At 42.3% G+C, this 18586-nt stretch carries 17 protein-coding genes; 8 read left to right on the forward strand and 9 right to left on the reverse strand.

Going from position 1 to position 18586, the window contains the following annotated elements:
* Positions 1 to 51: 51 nt before the first annotated feature.
* Positions 52 to 3396, reverse strand: coding sequence for a transcription-repair coupling factor (gene mfd / locus WKR92_RS05925; RefSeq protein ID WP_375556899.1), 3345 nt, complete (start codon positions 3394 to 3396; stop codon positions 52 to 54).
* Positions 3397 to 3467: 71 nt separating this feature from the next.
* On the opposite strand from mfd, the gene WKR92_RS05930 reads away from it, so the two are divergent.
* On the forward strand, positions 3468 to 5120 hold the full coding sequence (locus WKR92_RS05930; protein WP_375556900.1) for a glutamine--tRNA ligase/YqeY domain fusion protein: 1653 nt from the start codon (positions 3468 to 3470) through the stop codon (positions 5118 to 5120).
* A 2-nt stretch (positions 5121 to 5122) separates the two neighbouring features.
* Here the strand turns inward: WKR92_RS05930 and WKR92_RS05935 are convergent, their stop codons facing one another.
* The 7 genes from WKR92_RS05935 to ruvX are packed head-to-tail and all read right to left on the reverse strand — an operon-like array spanning position 5123 to position 10563.
* Positions 5123 to 6022 carry an N-acetylmuramoyl-L-alanine amidase gene (locus WKR92_RS05935; RefSeq protein ID WP_375556901.1) on the reverse strand — a complete coding sequence of 300 codons (900 nt, stop codon included), beginning with the start codon at positions 6020 to 6022 and terminating at the stop codon, positions 5123 to 5125.
* A gap of 45 nt (positions 6023 to 6067) precedes the next feature.
* On the reverse strand, positions 6068 to 7066 hold the full coding sequence (locus WKR92_RS05940; RefSeq protein ID WP_375556902.1) for a DUF3078 domain-containing protein: 999 nt from the start codon (positions 7064 to 7066) through the stop codon (positions 6068 to 6070).
* Positions 7067 to 7104: 38 nt separating this feature from the next.
* Complete coding sequence (locus WKR92_RS05945) at positions 7105 to 7896, reverse strand: peptidase associated/transthyretin-like domain-containing protein (RefSeq protein ID WP_375556903.1); 792 nt, start codon at positions 7894 to 7896, stop codon at positions 7105 to 7107.
* 54 nt (positions 7897 to 7950) lie between these two features.
* The gene (locus tag WKR92_RS05950) at positions 7951 to 8781 is read right to left on the reverse strand and encodes a glucosaminidase domain-containing protein (RefSeq protein ID WP_375556904.1); all 831 of its coding nucleotides are present in this window, start codon (positions 8779 to 8781) and stop codon (positions 7951 to 7953) included.
* Positions 8782 to 8790: 9 nt separating this feature from the next.
* Complete coding sequence (locus WKR92_RS05955) at positions 8791 to 9471, reverse strand: glucosaminidase domain and LysM peptidoglycan-binding domain-containing protein (protein ID WP_375556905.1); 681 nt, start codon at positions 9469 to 9471, stop codon at positions 8791 to 8793.
* A gap of 15 nt (positions 9472 to 9486) precedes the next feature.
* Positions 9487 to 10122 (reverse strand): O-methyltransferase, encoded by a 636-nt coding sequence (locus tag WKR92_RS05960; protein WP_375556906.1) that lies wholly within the window; start codon positions 10120 to 10122, stop codon positions 9487 to 9489.
* Between the two features lie 24 nt (positions 10123 to 10146).
* Positions 10147 to 10563 carry a Holliday junction resolvase RuvX gene (ruvX, locus tag WKR92_RS05965; RefSeq protein ID WP_375556907.1) on the reverse strand — a complete coding sequence of 139 codons (417 nt, stop codon included), beginning with the start codon at positions 10561 to 10563 and terminating at the stop codon, positions 10147 to 10149.
* A 62-nt stretch (positions 10564 to 10625) separates the two neighbouring features.
* On the opposite strand from ruvX, the gene WKR92_RS05970 reads away from it, so the two are divergent.
* The 4 genes from WKR92_RS05970 to WKR92_RS05985 are packed head-to-tail and all read left to right on the forward strand — an operon-like array spanning position 10626 to position 15179.
* Positions 10626 to 11768 carry a DNA polymerase III subunit gene (locus tag WKR92_RS05970; RefSeq protein WP_375556908.1) on the forward strand — a complete coding sequence of 381 codons (1143 nt, stop codon included), beginning with the start codon at positions 10626 to 10628 and terminating at the stop codon, positions 11766 to 11768.
* Between the two features lie 4 nt (positions 11769 to 11772).
* Positions 11773 to 13191 (forward strand): PSP1 domain-containing protein, encoded by a 1419-nt coding sequence (locus tag WKR92_RS05975; protein WP_375556909.1) that lies wholly within the window; start codon positions 11773 to 11775, stop codon positions 13189 to 13191.
* Entirely contained in the window at positions 13181 to 13651 is a 471-nt protein-coding gene (locus WKR92_RS05980) for a gliding motility lipoprotein GldH (RefSeq protein WP_375556910.1), read from the forward strand. Before WKR92_RS05975 ends, WKR92_RS05980 begins: the two co-directional genes overlap by 11 nt.
* A 31-nt stretch (positions 13652 to 13682) precedes the next feature.
* On the forward strand, positions 13683 to 15179 hold the full coding sequence (locus WKR92_RS05985) for a L,D-transpeptidase family protein (protein ID WP_375556911.1): 1497 nt from the start codon (positions 13683 to 13685) through the stop codon (positions 15177 to 15179).
* 46 nt (positions 15180 to 15225) lie between these two features.
* Here WKR92_RS05985 and WKR92_RS05990 read toward each other — a convergent pair whose 3' ends face one another.
* Positions 15226 to 16029, reverse strand: coding sequence for a murein L,D-transpeptidase catalytic domain family protein (locus tag WKR92_RS05990; protein WP_375556912.1), 804 nt, complete (start codon positions 16027 to 16029; stop codon positions 15226 to 15228).
* 182 nt (positions 16030 to 16211) lie between these two features.
* On the opposite strand from WKR92_RS05990, the gene WKR92_RS05995 reads away from it, so the two are divergent.
* Genes WKR92_RS05995 through WKR92_RS06005 form a run of 3 tightly spaced genes read left to right on the forward strand, consistent with a single transcriptional unit; the run spans position 16212 to position 18522 of the window.
* Positions 16212 to 16631, forward strand: a complete 420-nt coding sequence (locus tag WKR92_RS05995) for a cobalamin B12-binding domain-containing protein (protein WP_375556913.1) — start codon at positions 16212 to 16214, stop codon at positions 16629 to 16631.
* A gap of 20 nt (positions 16632 to 16651) precedes the next feature.
* Entirely contained in the window at positions 16652 to 17440 is a 789-nt protein-coding gene (locus WKR92_RS06000) for an enoyl-CoA hydratase/isomerase family protein (protein WP_375556914.1), read from the forward strand.
* A gap of 11 nt (positions 17441 to 17451) precedes the next feature.
* A complete protein-coding gene (locus WKR92_RS06005; RefSeq protein WP_375556915.1) occupies positions 17452 to 18522 on the forward strand; it encodes an AI-2E family transporter in 1071 nt (356 codons plus the stop codon).
* The last annotated feature ends 64 nt before the right edge of the window (positions 18523 to 18586 follow it).

Genomic DNA, 18586 nt, shown 5'->3' on the forward strand with positions numbered 1-18586 from the left:
ACCAGTTGAATAAATTTTAGAAAAGGGCTATATAACCACAAATCTCTGGATTCATGCGCCGGCGAGTTCTTTTAAAATATCTATCGCTTGTTTGATGTCAAAGATGCGATCGAAACCGATGCGGAGCGTGCCTTTGACTTCCTTTAAATTACAAATCGAAGGGTTCCGCTGTACAAAGTCGAGCACCATGCCAAAACGGTCACTTTCGAAATAAGACGACTGCTTATCGCTGACAAAATAACCTCTTAGAACATTCTTTTTATAGGACACCTTTTCGAATCCGATTTTCTTACCATACCACTGCAAACGGAGGGTATTGAAAAGTTCATTGACTTCAATCGGTAGAGGCCCAAAGCGGTCGAGCAGCTCTTTTTTGAACGACTGTAACTGTTCCTCGTTCTCTAGCGTAGAAAGCTGTGAGTACAAGTTGTAGCGCTCGGTAATATTGGTGACATAATCGCTCGGGATATGCACCTCTAAGTCGGTATCCACTTGGGTAAAATTTACAAATTCGCGTGGCTTGTCATCGGTAAAGAGCCCGCTAAACTCTTCGTCTTTCAACTCCTGGATGGCTTCGTCGAGTATCTTATGGTACATCTCAAAGCCAATTTCTGCAATGAACCCGCTTTGTTCTGCGCCCAATAAATTACCGCTTCCCCGGATATCCAAGTCGCGCATAGCCACATTGAAACCACTCCCTAAATCGGAAAATTCTTCGATTGCACTAAGTCGCTTACGTGCTTCGCTGGTTAGTGTGGATAATGGTGGGCTCAATAGATAACAAAATGCTTTTTTATTGGAACGACCGACGCGACCACGCATTTGGTGCAAATCGCTCAAACCAAACATATGGGCATGGTTGATAATAATTGTATTGGCATTTGAAATATCCAATCCGGCTTCGATGATGGTGGTCGCAACCAAGACATCATAGTCGTGGTTAATGAACTTCAACATCACATCCTCCAGCTGATCGCCTTCCAACTGCCCATGCGCAATGCCGACACGTGCTTGGGGAACCAACTTTTTAATCATTCCGCCCAACTGCTCCAGGTCGTTAACGCGGTTATGGATAAAGAACACCTGTCCTCCACGGTCTATTTCATAGGCCACGGCCTCCTTAATCAGGGTTTCATTAAACACATGCAATTCGGTTTGCACCGGAATCCGATTAGGTGGAGGCGTACTGATAATACTCAGGTCGCGCGCGCCCATTAATGAAAAATGCAAGGTCCGCGGAATAGGCGTTGCCGTTAGTGTCAGGGTATCTACGTTAGCTCGCAATTGCTTCAACTTTTCCTTTACGGAAACACCAAACTTCTGTTCCTCGTCGATGATGAGCAGTCCGAGATCTTTGAATTTCACATCTTTACTGACCAGACGGTGGGTACCGATAATGATGTCGATCTTACCTTCTTTGAGTTTCGTGAGAGTTTCCTTAATCTGCTTGGATGTTTTAAAGCGATTGATATAATCGATGGTCACCGGAAAACCGTTTAATCGTTCGGAAAAAGTCCGATGATGCTGTGAAGCTAAGATCGTTGTAGGAACCAGAATGGCGACTTGCTTACTGTCGGCTACCGCTTTAAAGGCAGCACGAACGGCAATCTCCGTTTTTCCAAAACCCACATCCCCGCATACGAGCCGATCCATCGGGTGCGGCGATTCCATATCTTTCTTTACATCGACCGTCGCTTTCTCCTGATCTGGTGTATCTTCATAGATAAAAGATGCTTCCAGTTCGTTCTGCAAATAAGTGTCGGGTGAGAATGAGTTACCTGTTTCTGCTTTTCGTTGTGCGTATAGCTTGATTAGGTCACGGGCAATGTCTTTAACTTTTTTTTTCGTCGTCCGTTTAAGCTTCTCCCAAGTATCCGTCCCCAGCTTATTCATTTTCGGCACGGTACCTTCTTTACCAGAGTACTTCGATATCCGGTTCAATGAGTTGATGTTAACGTATAGAAGATCGTTATCGGCATACACCAAACGAATCATCTCCTGAGTTTTTCCGTTGACTTCAATCTTTTCTAGTCCCGCATATTTTCCTACGCCATGATCTATATGCGTGATATAGTCGCCCGCTTTCAGATCCCGAAGATCTTTCAGCGTGATAGCTTGTGAACGCGAATAACCCTTATTTAGCTTATATTTATAATAGCGATCGAAGATCTGATGATCGGTATAAGCCATGAGCTTCAGCGTGTCATCTGAAAAACCCTGACGCAATGCTAAATGGATGGGCGTGAAGGAAACCGACGGGTCGATATCCTCGAGTATGGTCAGCAGGCGTTCAATTTGCTTTGTCGAATCACTAAAAACATAGGTATCAAACTTCGCACTCGTGCCCTCTTTCAGATGATGGATCAACAAGTTGAAGTCTTTATTGAACGATGGTTGAGGACGTTGGTCGAATTGAATCTGCACATCGGCTTGATAAAAAAACTGTTTACCAAACTCGATAATTGGAAAATCTTGGACTTGGACGGCAAGTAAGCTGTCGTCAGTAAAATTAAACTTAGGATCAATCCATTCTGGGTTTTGTTCTTTCTCTTCGGCCGACAATGCTTGCCACAGAGCGGTTGCTTTTTTATAGCCTGCTTTGAGGATATCGAGCGTGAACTGTACGTCTTTGAACCAGATCACGGAATGAGGATCGATATACTCTAACAAGGAAATATTGCTTTCCGTCAAAAACTTGGCTTGTACATTGGGAAGGATGGTAACGTGATTGATTTTGTTGACAGAAAGCTGACTTTCTATATCAAAGGTTCGAATGCTTTCAATGGTGTTGCCAAAAAACTCGATCCGGTACGGGTGGTCATTTGAAAATGAGAAGATGTCGACAATACCCCCACGAATGGCAAATTGTCCCGGCTCATAAACGAAATCGACCCGCTCAAAGTCGTATTCAATCAGAAACTCATTGATAAAATCAATATCGAGCTGAGTATCCTGTCTTATCTCCAGCGTGTTTTTATCCAAGTCCCCCCTGTTAATCACCTTTTCTGCCAAGGCTTCCGGATAGGTGACTACCAACTTCGGACTGTCGCTATCCTGATTGAGCGTGTTGAGTGTCTCCGCTCGCTGCAAAACCTGTGCACTGTCTAATTGCGTAAAATCGTATGATTTCCGGTACGAGGATGGAAAGAACAGCAAAGGCCGATCTAGTATATTTTCGAGATCGCTGAGGAAGAATGAGGCCTCTTCATGGTCTGGAAGAATAAAAACAAAGGGGGTTTGGTGTAGCTGATAGGCGCTAATAGCCACCATAGCATCCGCAGAACCGATTAAGCCTTTAAGAGCTATTTTGGGCTTGCTTGCTTCTTGTAAAGCTTTTACCAATTCGTCGACCTTGGTATTGCTTTTAAATTGGTCTAATATAGTAGTAATATTCACGTAACAATGCAAAGATAGTTATCTTGCGAATATATCGTCAATCTTGGGGTAAATTCTTATTTTTGCGTACTATGAACGAGGAAAGATCACTCAATTTTATCGAGGAAATTATAGAGGCTGATTTAAAAAGCAACAAGCATGGCGGACGCGTGTTAACTCGCTTTCCACCAGAGCCTAATGGCTATCTACACATTGGACATGCGAAGTCGATTTGCCTGAATTTTGGTTTGGCGGATAAGTATGGTGGAAAAACGAATCTCCGCTTTGATGACACCAACCCCTTATCGGAGGATGTTGAATATGTTGATAGTATCAAATATGATATAAACTGGTTGGGTTTTGAATGGGAAGAAGAGCTTTATACATCGGATTATTTCGAGAAATTATATGAATTTGCTGTCATCCTGATCAATAAAGGTTTGGCCTATGTAGATGAAAGCGATCCCGATGAGATCGCGAAAGCTAAAGGTACACCAACAGAACCAGGAATACCAACACCGGCGAGAAGCCGAAGTGTGGAAGAGAACTTGAGGATATTCAGGGAAATGCGTGAGGGAAAATATAAGGACGGGGAATGGGTTCTCCGTGCGAAGATAGACTTAGCCAGCCCAAACATGCATATGCGTGACCCACTGTTGTACCGTATTAAACATGCGCATCACCACCGTACAGGCGATGAATGGTGCATTTATCCGATGTACGATTTTGCACACGGACAAAGTGACTCGATAGAGGAAATTACGCATTCGGTCTGCACATTGGAGTTTGTTCCGCACCGACCTTTATACGATTGGCTGATCGAAAACATCGGTATCTATGAGTCGAGACAATATGAATTTGCGCGTCTGAACATGACCTATACGGTTATGAGCAAGCGCAGGCTATTGCAATTGGTGAATGACAAACTGGTGGAGGGCTGGGATGACCCTCGGATGCCAACCATAAGCGGTTTGCGGAGACGGGGTTATACACCGGCGAGCATACGTGATTTCTGTGATCGGATTGGTGTTGCCAAACGGGAAAATAAGATTGATTTTAGCTTGCTAGAGTTCTGTGTTCGTGAGGACTTGAATAAAACAGCTTGGCGCAGAATGGCCGTATTAGATCCGCTAAAATTAATTATCACCAATTATCCCGAAGGTCAGGAAGAGGTTTTGATTGGTGAGAACAACCCAGAAGTGGAAGGCGGCGAAGGGCAAAGAGAGATCCCTTTCAGCAGGGAGCTCTGGATTGAGCGTGATGATTTTCTGGAAGATGCTCCGAGAAAGTTCTTCCGACTGAGCCCTGGGAAGCAAGTTCGCTTAAAGCATGCTTATATCATTCAGTGTGACGATTTTAAAAAGGATGAGAATGGCAACATTACGGAGATCTATTGCAGCTATGTCCCTGAGTCGAAAAGTGGAGAGGACACAAGCGGATTGAAGGTAAAGGGTACAATTCACTGGGTAAGCGTACCACATGCTAAAACAGCCGAAGTGCGGTTGTATGATCGCTTATTTCAAGTAGAAGATCCTGCTGCGGAACCTGATTTCAAATCAACACTGAATCCGGATAGCTTAACCATCATCGATGCCTTTATTGAACCGGATTTACTAAACGCGGATACTAAAAGAGGGTATCAATTTATCAGGAAAGGTTATTTTACATTGGATAAGTTATCTTCCGACGAGAAACTGGTTTTCAACCGTACCGTTGGTTTGCGCGATAACTGGGCGAAAAAATAGACTTATTGCTGTAGATAGATACTGTAGAGTACACGCAAATCAAACGGTGTGAGTTCGGGACTGATATCCGATTGAATATAATGTCTCTTGAAAGCAACGATGGCTGCATTCAGGTTACGGGTGTCATAGCCGATAATTTGAAGCGCCATCCCCGGATTGAAATTAGCCGGTGGAACAGGCAGTGGATTTTCATACCAAAGACCGAAACCATGATCTGCTAACGTTTTCCATGGAAAGTGGACACTCGGATCCTGTTTCCTCGTTGGCGCGATATCCGAATGACCAATGAAGTTTTCTTTCGGAATCCGGTAATTCGTTTTCAGCGTATCTAATAAACGCAGAAGACTCTTTATCTGCACATTGGTGAAAGGTTCGCGACCGTTGTTGTCTAACTCGATGCCGATAGACTGAGAATTCATATCGGTAACCTTCCCCCATTTGGATGCGCCGGCATGCCAAGCCCGAAGATAATCGTTTAACATCTGGACCGTTCTGCCGTCGCGACCGATTACATAATGAGAACTCACCTGCGCATGTTCTAAGGTAAAGGTACGAATCGTCTGTTCCAAACTTTGCTGCGCGGTATGGTGTATGATTACGTAGCTTGGACGCCGCATATCAAAATTAACGGTGCCGACCCAATCGAGGTCACTTCGCTTGCCTTCTACATCAGCAACAAATACTTCAGGGGATGGAGATGAGGAGTCAACAGGTAACTGTGGAGGAGGAAGAGGCTTCTTGATCGTTTCCGCAGCTTCTTCCACATGCTGTGTGTGAACTTTATTGGTTTTAGCATATTGGTTTTTCTTCGCTGCGCAGGAACTTACCAAAAGCAATAGGATGTATCCGAAAATTAATAGATTCGCACTCTTCTTCATATCAACTCTTTTTCTATTTTTCATTCTTAAAAACGCAGGTTTGAACCTTATCCTACAAGTGTTGGACCACTATCGGGGAAATTTGTATGTTAGTCCGAGGGCGAGCGACTGGCTTCGCTGTAAGACGTCTTCACCTTCCTCTACAAGGTTTTTATCATACCAAAGAATAGTACTTAGAGCAACATGGATAACTCTACTGACCCTGGCAGTAAGTGTAGCATCTAAACGGTGACTGGCATCAGACCATTCATTGTAATTTGCGAAGAAGGCATAACGGCTCTTAATATTGAGGTTCTTGCCTAAATCGCGATCAAGGTTGGCCACCAGCTGGAAGGCGAGCTCATTTCTAAAATTTTTACCTGTATCCACACCGAAGCTCTCTCGATCATCATAAACCAGTCGATCGTCCAAAATAAACGTCTGACGTGCTGTACCCGTACCAAAACGTACGGAGAAGGTTTTATCAGGTGCAAATTCGATACCGATCGATTCAGTTAGGTAACCCGGTGCCATAAAGTTGGAGATGACATGCGACCGGAACTCTTCACCGGTTTCCGGATCTTTCTCATATTTATAACCTTCGATAAATTGGGTTTCCCAAGCTAACGAAGCAAAGAAAGACCAGGATTTAGACATCTTTACGGAGAACTTATTATCCCAAAAAATCCGGTCATTACTCTTTTTTGACAATTGATCTTTGTTTTTGATGGTACCATAGCGTAATACCAACTGTGTTGTAAAATTTTTATTGTCTTTGTTGTATTCCGACTTATGGTCAAAGTTTGCCCCAAGTGAGAGCGAGTTTACTCCCCCACCGTTCCAGTTATCACTGAACGAGGCTTGGTTGGCGTTAAGGCCGATCGTTGTCCAACTTCGCCAATAATTAATTTTCAAATCAAGTGTGCTTTGCGGTATCTCAACTTCTTGAAGTTCCAGCGCAGGTGTTTTTACTGGTAAACTTTCGGTTTGCGGAACTTGACGTAGTCGGTCTAAGTCGGGTTCCTGTGCAAAAACTGCGCTCTGGCAAAGAAAAATGGCAATTATTGAAAGAGTAAAGATGTGCTTCATACAGCAAAAATAAGGAAAGGGTTTGTATTATCTATATGTTATTTAGGTGTTTGTGTTTCTTCAAGGCTTTCAATCGGTATTTCCTCTAGAGAGGGTAGCCTTCTGGCCTCGGGGTTCCGGCGATATTGCCGATAGCTTTGGCGAACAAATAAGGCCAACTGATAATCGTTGCTCTGTAAGACAAAATAATAGGACGGACGATACTGTAGCATAAATTCTTCTAATGCATCGCCTTCCAAGCCCGTGTTTGCGTGAACAAATTCAGGTGTGTAGCGATAGTCAATTATATCATTCTGGTAATCTCGTTCGATGATTTCCTGCAAATACCGTGCATTTTTACCTTCGCGACTCAAAATAGAATACAATGCATCAATACTGAGTCCGGCTCCTGAGTGTCCGCTTGATAGTAAGGAACCAGGGTCACCACGACGATAAGCAATGTTATAATCCTCCTTTTTCTGTTCAAGAACCTCTTGTGGCGATTTTCGTGCGACGATGCTTACTTCCTTTAACATGATGGACGAACGCTTCAGATATAACACTAAGACATCCTCTTTCGATACCTTCAGGGTGTCCGGAAAATAACCTTCGGTAGCAGCTATCAGCACATCGCCGGGACTAGCCGATAATGTAAACTCGCCTTTTAAATTATTAAAAATCCCCTTGTCGGTGTTGGTATTGTAGATGTAAACTTTTGCAACACGCTGTTTGGTATCTTTATCAAAGATAATTCCACTGACTTCTTGCTGGGCTAAAAGAAGTCCGGAACACATACAAAGAATGATAACGAGGATTAAATGCTTCAATAAGGTAAAACTAAGAAGTTTCATGAATTGAAGAAACATTTTCACAGTTTTTAACAAATGTACCGATAAAAATACCGGCTATTTGGAAACCAACAGCAATTGACCGGGACTCAACGCGTCATCGCTAAGGTTATTAAGTGTCTTGATATCCTCTATAGAAATGGAATATGTTTTTGAGATTGCCAAGAGAGTATCTCCCGACCGGACTTCATGAATGGACATAGCTACCGGCGGTTTTGCCATTTCTTTGTTTTTATCTTCCGGAATTTCTTCGACAACTTCGGCTAAGACAACTTCTTCACGTTGTATTTTCTCTGTCCTGCTTTCGGGACGATCGTATTGATACAGCTCATATCGTTCAATTAGATTAATCAGCAGTTCCGCATACCTAGGGTTAGTTGCATATCCTGCTTTCTTTAATCCTCGCGCCCATGCTTTATAATCATCCCTGTCCAGTTCAAAGAGAGCAGCGTAGCGCTTGCGCAGTAAAAACTCGGAATGATCTCTATAAGACTCTTCGGGTGATTTGTAAACACGAAAGCGATCGTCCGGACGATCGTCAGCTTTTAATATAGACTTCCCTTGCCAGGAAGGGGTGCTTTTGATTCCAAAGTGATTATTGGCATTACGAGCCAATGCAGAATTCCCGTTTCCAGACTCAAGTAGAGCCTGGGCTAACTTGATACTTGCCGGAATACCATATTGCTGCATTTCCTCGATAGCAATATTTTTATAACGAGCAATATAGGCTTCCGCAGTACTGCTGCGGGGTAAAGGAACATCATCAGATGGGAGGCTGGGTGATGATGGGCGGCCCTTCCAATCGGGATCCTGAAGAACGACGCCTCTTTTCGGCAAACAAGACGTTAAACACAACAATAAAATGATCAGTACTAAAAATCGTTGCATAGACTTTATTTATAACATGAGCTCTTGACCAATTTGCAGGCTCGATGTCGTTAAGCCATTCTTATTTTTAATTTCGTCAACCGTTACGCGATGTCGCTTTGCGATGCCTGAAAGGGTATCACCTTTTTTCACCTTGTAGGCGTCGCTATCGGCTAATTTTTCCGCTTCTTTGCCAGGTGAAACTTTATATTTATCGAGTTCGTACAACTCATATTTGTCGATTATCGCAATTACCCTAGAAGGCCAAGTTTTACTGGCTGCATAACCACCACGTGCAATACCATAGACCCAGTTTTTATAATTTCCAGGGCCATAAAGATCAATCAGCTTGTTGTATTGTCTACGTCGTTCCATCAATTCAACAAAATCACGATAAGAATCACTTACGGAATCATAACCTTTGTATGCCGAGCGAATTTCAGTACTGTTATTTCTGCCCTTAATTCCAAAATGATTGTTTAGATAACGGGCAATTTTACTATTACCTCCGGCACTTTCGTGGTAGGCAATCCCTAGGATGATACTGGCCGGAACACCATATTCTTCCATGTACCGAATAGCAGCTTCTTTATGTTTTTCAATGTATTCTTTAGCGGTTAAACGCTTTTGTCCGTACGAAAGGCTAGGCAGTAAGACCGCTAGACTGATTAGGAAAACAAAGACAGTTCGTACATTTTGTGAAACATTCATTTTTGTTCGTTTTATTTATAGCTTCCGAATCAGAAAAAGTCCGTCTCTCAAGGGAAGGATGACCTTTTCCGCACGTGAATCGGCTGCTATTTGTTTATTAAGTTCTAAAATGAGTTCAGTTTGTTTGTCGTAATCTTCCTGAAGGACTTTACCTTTCCACAAGACATTGTCGATAAGTATGAGTCCACCAGGGGGAACTTTATCAATAACGAGTTGGTAGTAGTTTATATTGTTTTTTTTGTCTGCATCGATAAATACCAAATCGAAAGGACCTTTAAGACCGGGGATAATATCCATCGCATTACCGATGTGATAATCGATCTGCTTAGCATAAGGAGATTCGTCAAAATAAGCCCGTACACGGTCTTCCAGTTCTTCGTTAATATCGATGGTATGCAGCTTGCCTTCTGCTTGTAAGCCTTCTGCTAAGCAGAGAGTAGCATAGCCGGTGAAGGTACCGACTTCAAGAATGGTATTTGGTGATTTGAGCTTACTTAGAAGACTCAATACTCGCCCTTGCAGATGACCCGAAAGCATGTGTGCTCTGGTTTCCTTTAGATAAGTCTCCCGGTTAATTCGCTTCAGGAGATCGGTTTCAGGATCTGTATGGCTCTCTAGATAGCTTGTTAAACTCTCAGTAAACAACTCCATAAGGGGCAAAAGTAATAATAAAACCTAATGAAGATAAGAACTTTCCATGTAGCTTTGCAATATTATTACGGCAGAAATTTTATCAACCAGTGATTTTTCCTGTCTTTTAGCCCTTCTCATCCCACTTTGAGCGATTGTAGACGAAGCCATCTTAGATGTAAAACGCTCGTCCATTGTAACGACGGGAACCTGGGGAAAGTTCTTTTTTAAACTACGAACAAAACCTTTGACATGGGGCATGGATTGAGAATCACTACCATCCATCCGCAAGGGCATGCCGACGATGAATTTTTCAACGCTCTCCTTGTTCATGTATTGCTTAATAAACTGAATAACCTCATTAGGGTGTATGGTTGTTAATGCCGTAGCGATAATCTGTAGAGGGTCGGTCACAGCGATACCAATTCGTTTTGTTCCATAATCAAAAGCCATTATCCTCATTTTTATTATCTTTGTTTGGACACAAATATACCGCTTACAATTTAAAACAAAGCCATTAGCTAATGCGATTCAGCGAGATAGCCGGTCAAGCGACCTTAAAAAAACAACTGATACAGACGGTTAAAGAAAATCGGGTAAGTCATGCTCAATTGTTTTTAGGCCCAACAGGTTATGGTAGTTTAGCTTTGGCACATGCCTATGCCCAATACATCAATTGTGAGAATAAACAAGAGGATGATAGTTGTGGTGAATGTCCGTCCTGTCGAAAATACAGCAAACTGATTCATCCGGATCTCGACTTTTCATATCCTTTTTTTGCAAAAAAATCAGACGAGACGACAGTTAACTATTTGGAGCAATGGCGTTCTGCATTTTTAAAAAACCCTTATCTGAGTCTTGATACATGGCGGCATGCAGTAGGTGAAGAGAAAAAACAAGCCAATATTAATATCGCCGAATGTCATCGGATCATTAAGAAGTTAAGTCTGAAAAGTTTTGAAGGTGGGTACAAGGTATTAATCATGTGGCTCCCAGAATATCTGGACAAACAAGGGAATGCACTTTTAAAGCTTATCGAAGAGCCACCTGCAAAGACACTTTTTTTGCTGGTAAGCGAGAACCAGGACCAAATATTAACCACCATCCTGTCGCGGACACAACTAGTTAAGGTTAACCGATTAAAGGACGCTGAAATAACCGACTATCTAATGCAGGAAAAAGGCTTAGAGAAAGAACGCGCTGAGCAAATTGCCTACCTTAGCGAAGGCAATATTCAGCGAATTCAAGGTTTGATTGGCGAAGAAACAAGCAACCATTTCGAGTTACTTCGGAGTTGGATGAATGTTTGTGCACGTGAAAAAGGTTTGGACATTATTGCTTTTGTTGAAGGAACTTTAGCTAAATTGGGCCGTGAGAACCAGAAGAGTTTTCTGCTGTATGCAATTAACATGATGCGCGAATCGCTTTTGCTCAAAGAGGGCTTGGCGGAATTGGTTACGCTTCCGGAGCTAGAGAACAGCTTTGCAGAGAAGTTTAGCTCCATGTACAAGCATGAGCAAATTGAAGCTGTTATCAATGAGTTTGAGAAAGCTAGCTATCATATTGAACGGAATGCAAATCCGAAAATCTTATTTTTAGATGTATCTTTGCAAATAGTATTAGTTTTAGAATATCAAACGCTCCCGAAAGGGACTCTATATATATAAAGAAATGGGATGTAGTAGTTGTTCATCCGGAGGAGGTTGTACTCCGAAGGGCTGCCAAGGTAACGGTAGCTGCCCAACAAATGGGTGTAATAAATTAGATGTTTACGATTGGTTGGCCGACATGGACCTTCCTTCTAACTATAAACCCTTCAACATCGTTGAAGTTCGATTCAAAGGATCAAGAAAAGAGTTTTTTATCAATAAGGACAATCTATACCTAGAGATGGGAGAGATTGTAGTGGTTGAGTCATCTACAGGTGGCTATGATGTGGGACATATTTCTCTGATGGGTGAGCTGGTAAGGCTACAACTAAAAAAGAATAAAGTACAGGAAGATGCTGTGAACAAAGTTATCTATCGGAAACCGACCCAAATCGATATAGACAAATATTTAGCCGCCAAAGACTTGGAATGGGAGACGATGCATAGGGCTCGCACGTTGGCACTGGAGCTGGGGCTATCAATGAAGATTAGTGACGTAGATTATCAGGGAGATAAAACGAAAGCAACCTTTTATTATACTGCCGACGGTAGAGTTGATTTCCGCGAACTTATTAAAAGAATGGCTGAGGCTTTTCATATACGAATTGAAATGCGGCAGATTGGAATGCGCCAAGAGGCTAGTCGTCTCGGCGGAATAGGTTCATGCGGGCGGGAGCTTTGCTGTTCTACTTGGCTGACCGACTTTAAAACGGTTTCAACCTCGGCTGCTCGTTATCAGAATCTCTCTTTAAATACATTGAAATTGGCCGGCCAGTGCGGTAAGTTAAAATGTTGTTTGAATTACGAGTTGGATACCTACATGGATGCCCTGAAAGACATCCCAAATGATATCAACAAAATTGAAACGAAGCGGGGATTCGCTTTTCTGCAGAAAACGGATATCTTTAAAAAATTGATGTGGTTTAGCTATCAGGGAGATGACAGCTGGATTCCTTTACCGATTGATCGGGTAAAGGAAATTCAACAAGAGAATCTGCTTGGTAACAAACCAGAGGATATCAAAGATATGACGGCGGAGGTTGAGGTCAAGGAAAAGGAACGGACCTACGACTACGAAAACGTGGTTGGCCAAGACAGCTTGACTCGTTTGGATGACAACAAACCGAAGAAAAAAGGGAACCGTAAGAAAAACAGAAATCGCAAGCGCGGAGACAAACCGAAAGGTGCAGAAACAGCCCAGGCTGGCGAAAGTAAAAGTGATGCGGGAAACAGTGGACAAAGACCCGGAAAGCCTAAGTCGGGCGGCCCAAAAGCGAAGGAGGGTAAAGCTGAAAACCGCACGAAAGATAATCTGAATACGAGAAATACTGCTAGCAAGCCGAAAGACGGCACAGAGCGTCCAGATAATAGAAGAAAGAAACGCTATTCAAAGCCAAGACCTAAAGGGAATAGCAAACCCAATAATACAAATGAAGGCTAAAAGCTGGTCGATTGTTGTTTTTATTATACTGAGTCTAGCGTCTTGTCGGAAGCAGTCTATATTAGATGAAAATGAGGCAATTCATGGACGTCGTTGGTTTCGGGAGCAGGAACCAGCCTTTAACGTTAAAATAGACAGTCCAACGACTGCTTACGATCTGTTTTTAAATATTCGCAACTCGGTCAATTTTCAGTTCTCAGATTTATTTTTAGAAATAGAGCAACTAAATCCGGACAATAGTAAGGTCAACTATGTTGTCAAAATAAAAATGACAAACGGTGAAGGGCTCTGGATCGGAAAAGGCTCTGGAAATATTTATTCCCAGCAAGTTAGGTTTCTAAGCGACTATCATTTCCCAGATTCAGGGATGTACACTTTTAAAGTGAAACAGAATATGCGTGCCAATCCTGTAGAGGGAATTCATGACGTAGGAATTCGTATTGCCGCGAGCGACTTCTAAAAAATGGCAATGTTATTGTATTGAGGAGTGTATGCTAAACTCAATAAAAAAGATACTGCTACAAAAAAGACCTATAAACATTCTTTTCGGAATTTTATTTATTTCGATTTTGGTAGCCTCCTGTAACCGTGAGGCCACGATCGATCGGGTTCTTTCTAAAGAGACGAAAAATAAGATCTATAAAGATATCGAAGAACCGCGACTAGCGGAATCAATAAAAAATAGTATCGAATCAGAGGATTTTAAGAATAAAGCCGTACTGAATAGCTATTATCAAAAAAATGGCTATCAGGCATCGCTTATCATAAAATTTATGCCGGACGGCAAGCTCGCTATTCTAGCTGATCACTTATCTGCCGCCGCTGAACACGGCTTAGACGAGAATCATTTTGCTGCTAAAGAATACAGAGCTCAATATGACTTAGTTCATTCTAAAGATGGTGTCCAATCGCTCGATGAGGCGTATCAACAGGTAGCAGCACTTGAGCTTGCGACAGCCAAAGCATTATTGGATTATAGTTCAACCCTCCAGTTTGGTGTGGTTAATCCCAATAAGATACTATCACGCTATTATATGGAAACGAAGCAGGCTGACTCCAACTTTATGATGGATATTTTAAGGAGTCAGGATCTGGCGACCCTCCTGGATAGTGTTCAGCCTAAATCTGCCAATTATATGCTCCTTCAAGAGGCCCTGAAAGCTGGTGGCGATCAAGATCGAAGCAAGACGATCAGAGTCAATTTAGAACGGGCACGCTGGCAGCATGATATAGACAGTAGCAAACTGATCTACGTTAATATACCAGCTTTCCGTCTGGACATTTATAAAGACGGGAAAGTGGCAGGTAGCATGAAGACTGTGGTGGGCACCGGACGAAACAATGGAGATAATGCTTCCTTTTCCGATCAGAAAATTAAGGATGCTCCGCATTCTCATGAAACTCCGATACTGAGCAGTATGATCCATAGTGTTCAGGTGAATCCGGTATGGAACATCCCAGAAAGCATCGCTGGTAAAGAAATTTTGAAGCATGTCCAAGCAGACCGTTTTTACCTTTCCAACGCAGGTATTGACGTCATTCAGGATGGGCAAGTAATCGAGGATCCCGAAAATTTGGATTGGTCCTCTTATTCCGCCGGCAACCTACCTTTCCGTTTTAGACAAAGACCCGGAGACGAGAACGCCCTTGGAAAGATTAAATTCTTGTTTAAGAACAATAGTAGTGTTTATCTTCACGACACCCCGGCACAAGCTGCATTTGATCGAGATGTCAGAGCCTCCAGCCACGGCTGTGTTCGGGTTAAGGAACCCTTAGAATTAGCAAAAGCGCTGTTTGGCGCGGGAGATAAATTCGAAACTATAAAAGGCGACATGGAATCAGATGAGCAGAAAAGTGCTAGAAATATTGAGCTTTCGCCACAGATTCAGGTTGTTTTAGACTATGTTACTGCGGAAAACAGAGATGGTAAGTTAGTAATTCACCCTGATGTATATGGATTAGATCACGTTATATATCCGTATCTGTAGTACTATTCTCTCGTGGCCAGATAGAAGTGGGCAACCTTCGTTTTGTTTATAGCCCCGAATATTGTATTTCGTCTAGACCTTCGGATGCTAGAAGAGTTCTTCCTGCTTTTTCACTATCCAAGTAAACAGATTGATACTGAGGTGAATCTCCGTGAATGTACAACACGGTTTTATTCTTAACCAAATCAATAATTTCATCAGTTAATTCAAGTGGTACCGCTGGGCAGCCATGACTCAAACCCAATCTGTTAAGGCTATTAATGGCCGATTGACTAACATAGGATGCCCCGTGCATAACGATGGCCCTGCTTCGGGCGTTGTCATTGAAGCCCGAGTCCATTCCATCCAGACGTAAAGAACGACCGTGCTTCCCATAGTAGACCTCGCCAGTTAGGTAGAAACCTAAGCTGCTCTGATGGGAATTGTTAATATTAGAAAAACTAGTCGCCATATCTCCGCCACTACCACGACCATGAGATACCCATGTGTTTAGCAGAAGACTGGAATTAGTCAAATCGACAATCCATAGACGCTTCTTCTTACTAGACTGACTAAAATCAGCAATCGATATAATATGTGAAGTAGACGACGAGTTACGATTTTCTTGGAGGTTCAAGTACCCTGTATACGCTCTTTCGAAAACATCGAAGCGAAGGCCACTTGAGGCCAAATCAGCATCCTGGTAGATTGTAGAAGCTTGTTGTTCTAAAATCATCTCTGGAGCTAAAACTAAATTTTCTTCTTCTTTGGGGTCAACATTAACAGGGTTTACCGGAACCCAGCTAAGAGTAACCATAGCGATAATAGCTAAAACTACTACAGGAAATGTCGACAACTTTAATCTTTTCATAATTCATTCCTCTCGATCCAATACAAAGATAAAGAAAATAACAGGAGCATAACAAACATTTTTATAACTAATAGGCAATTTCATATATAAATAGGAAACAAAATAACGCTTAAATGACATAAAGTTCTTTTTGATGCTTATGCAGATTCCATATAAAATCTTTAACTTTAGACAAAAAACCTATGTCAAAAGATTTTAACAGACCGATTCGCGTTTTAGTTGCCAAGGTTGGTTTAGATGGTCATGATAGGGGAGCAAAAGTTATTGCGACTATGCTACGTGATGCTGGAATGGAAGTGATTTACACAGGTTTACGTCAAACCGCAGAAATGGTGGTAAACACAGCTTTACAGGAAGATGTTGATGCAATAGGTGTATCGATATTATCTGGTGCCCACATGACCGTTTTCCCTAAGATCATACAACTGATGCGTGAAAAGGGAGTTGACAATGTACTCCTTACCGGTGGAGGGATTATTCCCAAAGATGATATGATCGCTTTACAAAATTTAGGAGTTGGCAAACTATTTGCCGCTGGATCTACATTGGGCGATATCGCCGACTATATAAAGGAATGGGTGGTAGAGAATAGAAATTATTAACAGTATATCAAGCGAAAATCATGATGGGAACCGACTATGAAAACCTTGCAATATCATTAGAGGAATCGATATGTTTGATTTCAATAGACCGAGAAAAAAAATTGAACGCCCTGAATAAGGCAACCCTCAACGAACTCCATCAGGCTGTAACCTCGGCTCTGCGAGATGAAAGCATATCTTCGATTATCATCACCGGAAAAGGAAGCAAAGCATTTGTGGCCGGAGCTGATATATCTGAGTTTTCTAATTACAATGCTGAAGAAGGGAAAGAATTAGCTGCTGAAGCGCAAACAAAGGTATTTGACGTTATACATCACGCTGGGAAACCAATTATCGCAGTTATTAATGGTTTCGCTCTCGGAGGAGGTTTCGAACTTGCGCTTGCGTGTCATATGCGGATTGCCAGCACATCGGCTAAGTTCGGTTTTCCAGAAGTTTCCTTAGGATTGATACCGGGTTATGGAGGCACTCAAAGGCTCACGCAGATCGTCGGCAGAGGTTTAGCTTTCGAACTTATTTTAACGGGTGAGATGATAACTGCAGAACGCGCGTACTCATTGGGGCTTGTTAACTATATTACCTCTCCGGAAGAGGCGATCGACAAGGCAAAGGAAATACTTGAGATCATAGGATCCCGATCTCCACAGGCGCTTGCTGCCGCTATTAAAGCAGTGAACGCTTCTCAACAAGCTTCTGGGTACGAGGTGGAGATCGATGAGTTTTCTAAGCGTTTTGGGACAGCAGAGTTCCGAGAGGGTGTAGCTGCATTTATCGAGAAGAGAAAACCTAATTTTAAGAAGAAACCTTAGCGAGATAACGGATGCCGATACCATTGTATAATTCCAAAGAGCGAAACCTGTTAACCTTAGGCATCCTAGTCATCTTAGGTGCTTTTATTGTCTATTCAATACGTGGAATTTTTGGGGCCTTGTTAGGTACGATGGTCATGTATACCATATTTCGCCCCGTTCTCTTGCATTTGGTTCTAAAATGGAAATGGAAAAGAAGCATTGCCGCGATATTTATAATTCTTTTCTCCTTTTTGGTAATCGTGGTCCCCATACTAGGTGTGAGCTCGATGGTTATTTCTAAGGTTGGCAAACTACAGGAAAACACACAATGGATACAGGAGACGATTAATAAAGTAAATGAGTTTGCTGGCGACAAACTTGGGCAGCCGGATTTAATGGCCGACGGGCTACGTAACATTATTAATTCTGCTGGCAGCATATTCACCTCGCTCTTGAGTGGTGCGGCAGACTTGGTATTGAGCCTGTCGGTGATGTATTTTTTGCTGTACTTTGTTCTGGTTGAATACAAGCAGTTCGAAGCGGGACTTCTCCGCTATTCACCATTTCGGCAAGAGAACGCGCTTCGTTTTGGTCGTGAACTCAGAAATATCACGTATTCAAATGTATTGGGGCAAGGCTTTATTGCTATGCTACAAGGCGCCTTAGTAACCCTCGGTTATGTGATATTTAACTTCGACGATCCGCTTTTTTGGGGGATTATTTGCGCTATTCTTTCATTTATTCCCGTATTAGGCGCTCCGATGGTCTTTGTACCAGCGAGTCTTGTGGCAATCGCTCAGGGAAATAACTTTGACGGGATAGGTATGTTGCTGTTTGGTTTTATCATTATTACCAATATTGATAATGTTTTAAGGTTGATTATAGCAAAGCGAGTAGGAGATATCCACCCTATCATAACCATCATTGGCGTCATCATCGGTATACCGCTCTTCGGTTTAATGGGTCTGGTATATGGCCCTTTACTACTTTCCTATTTTCTAATTACGGTCCGAATTTACGAGACGAACAAAATTGCAGAAAAACGGTTAGATCGACTTCAAAAGGAAGGTATGATAAACAAAGAAGAACGAATAGAATAAGAAAAGGCGATGGGCAATGCTCATCGGCTTTTCTTATCAACGACTCATATCAATGAGATTTTTT

The sequence above is a fragment of the Albibacterium profundi genome (assembly GCF_042159835.1).
GTDB lineage: Bacteria > Bacteroidota > Bacteroidia > Sphingobacteriales > Sphingobacteriaceae > Albibacterium > Albibacterium profundi.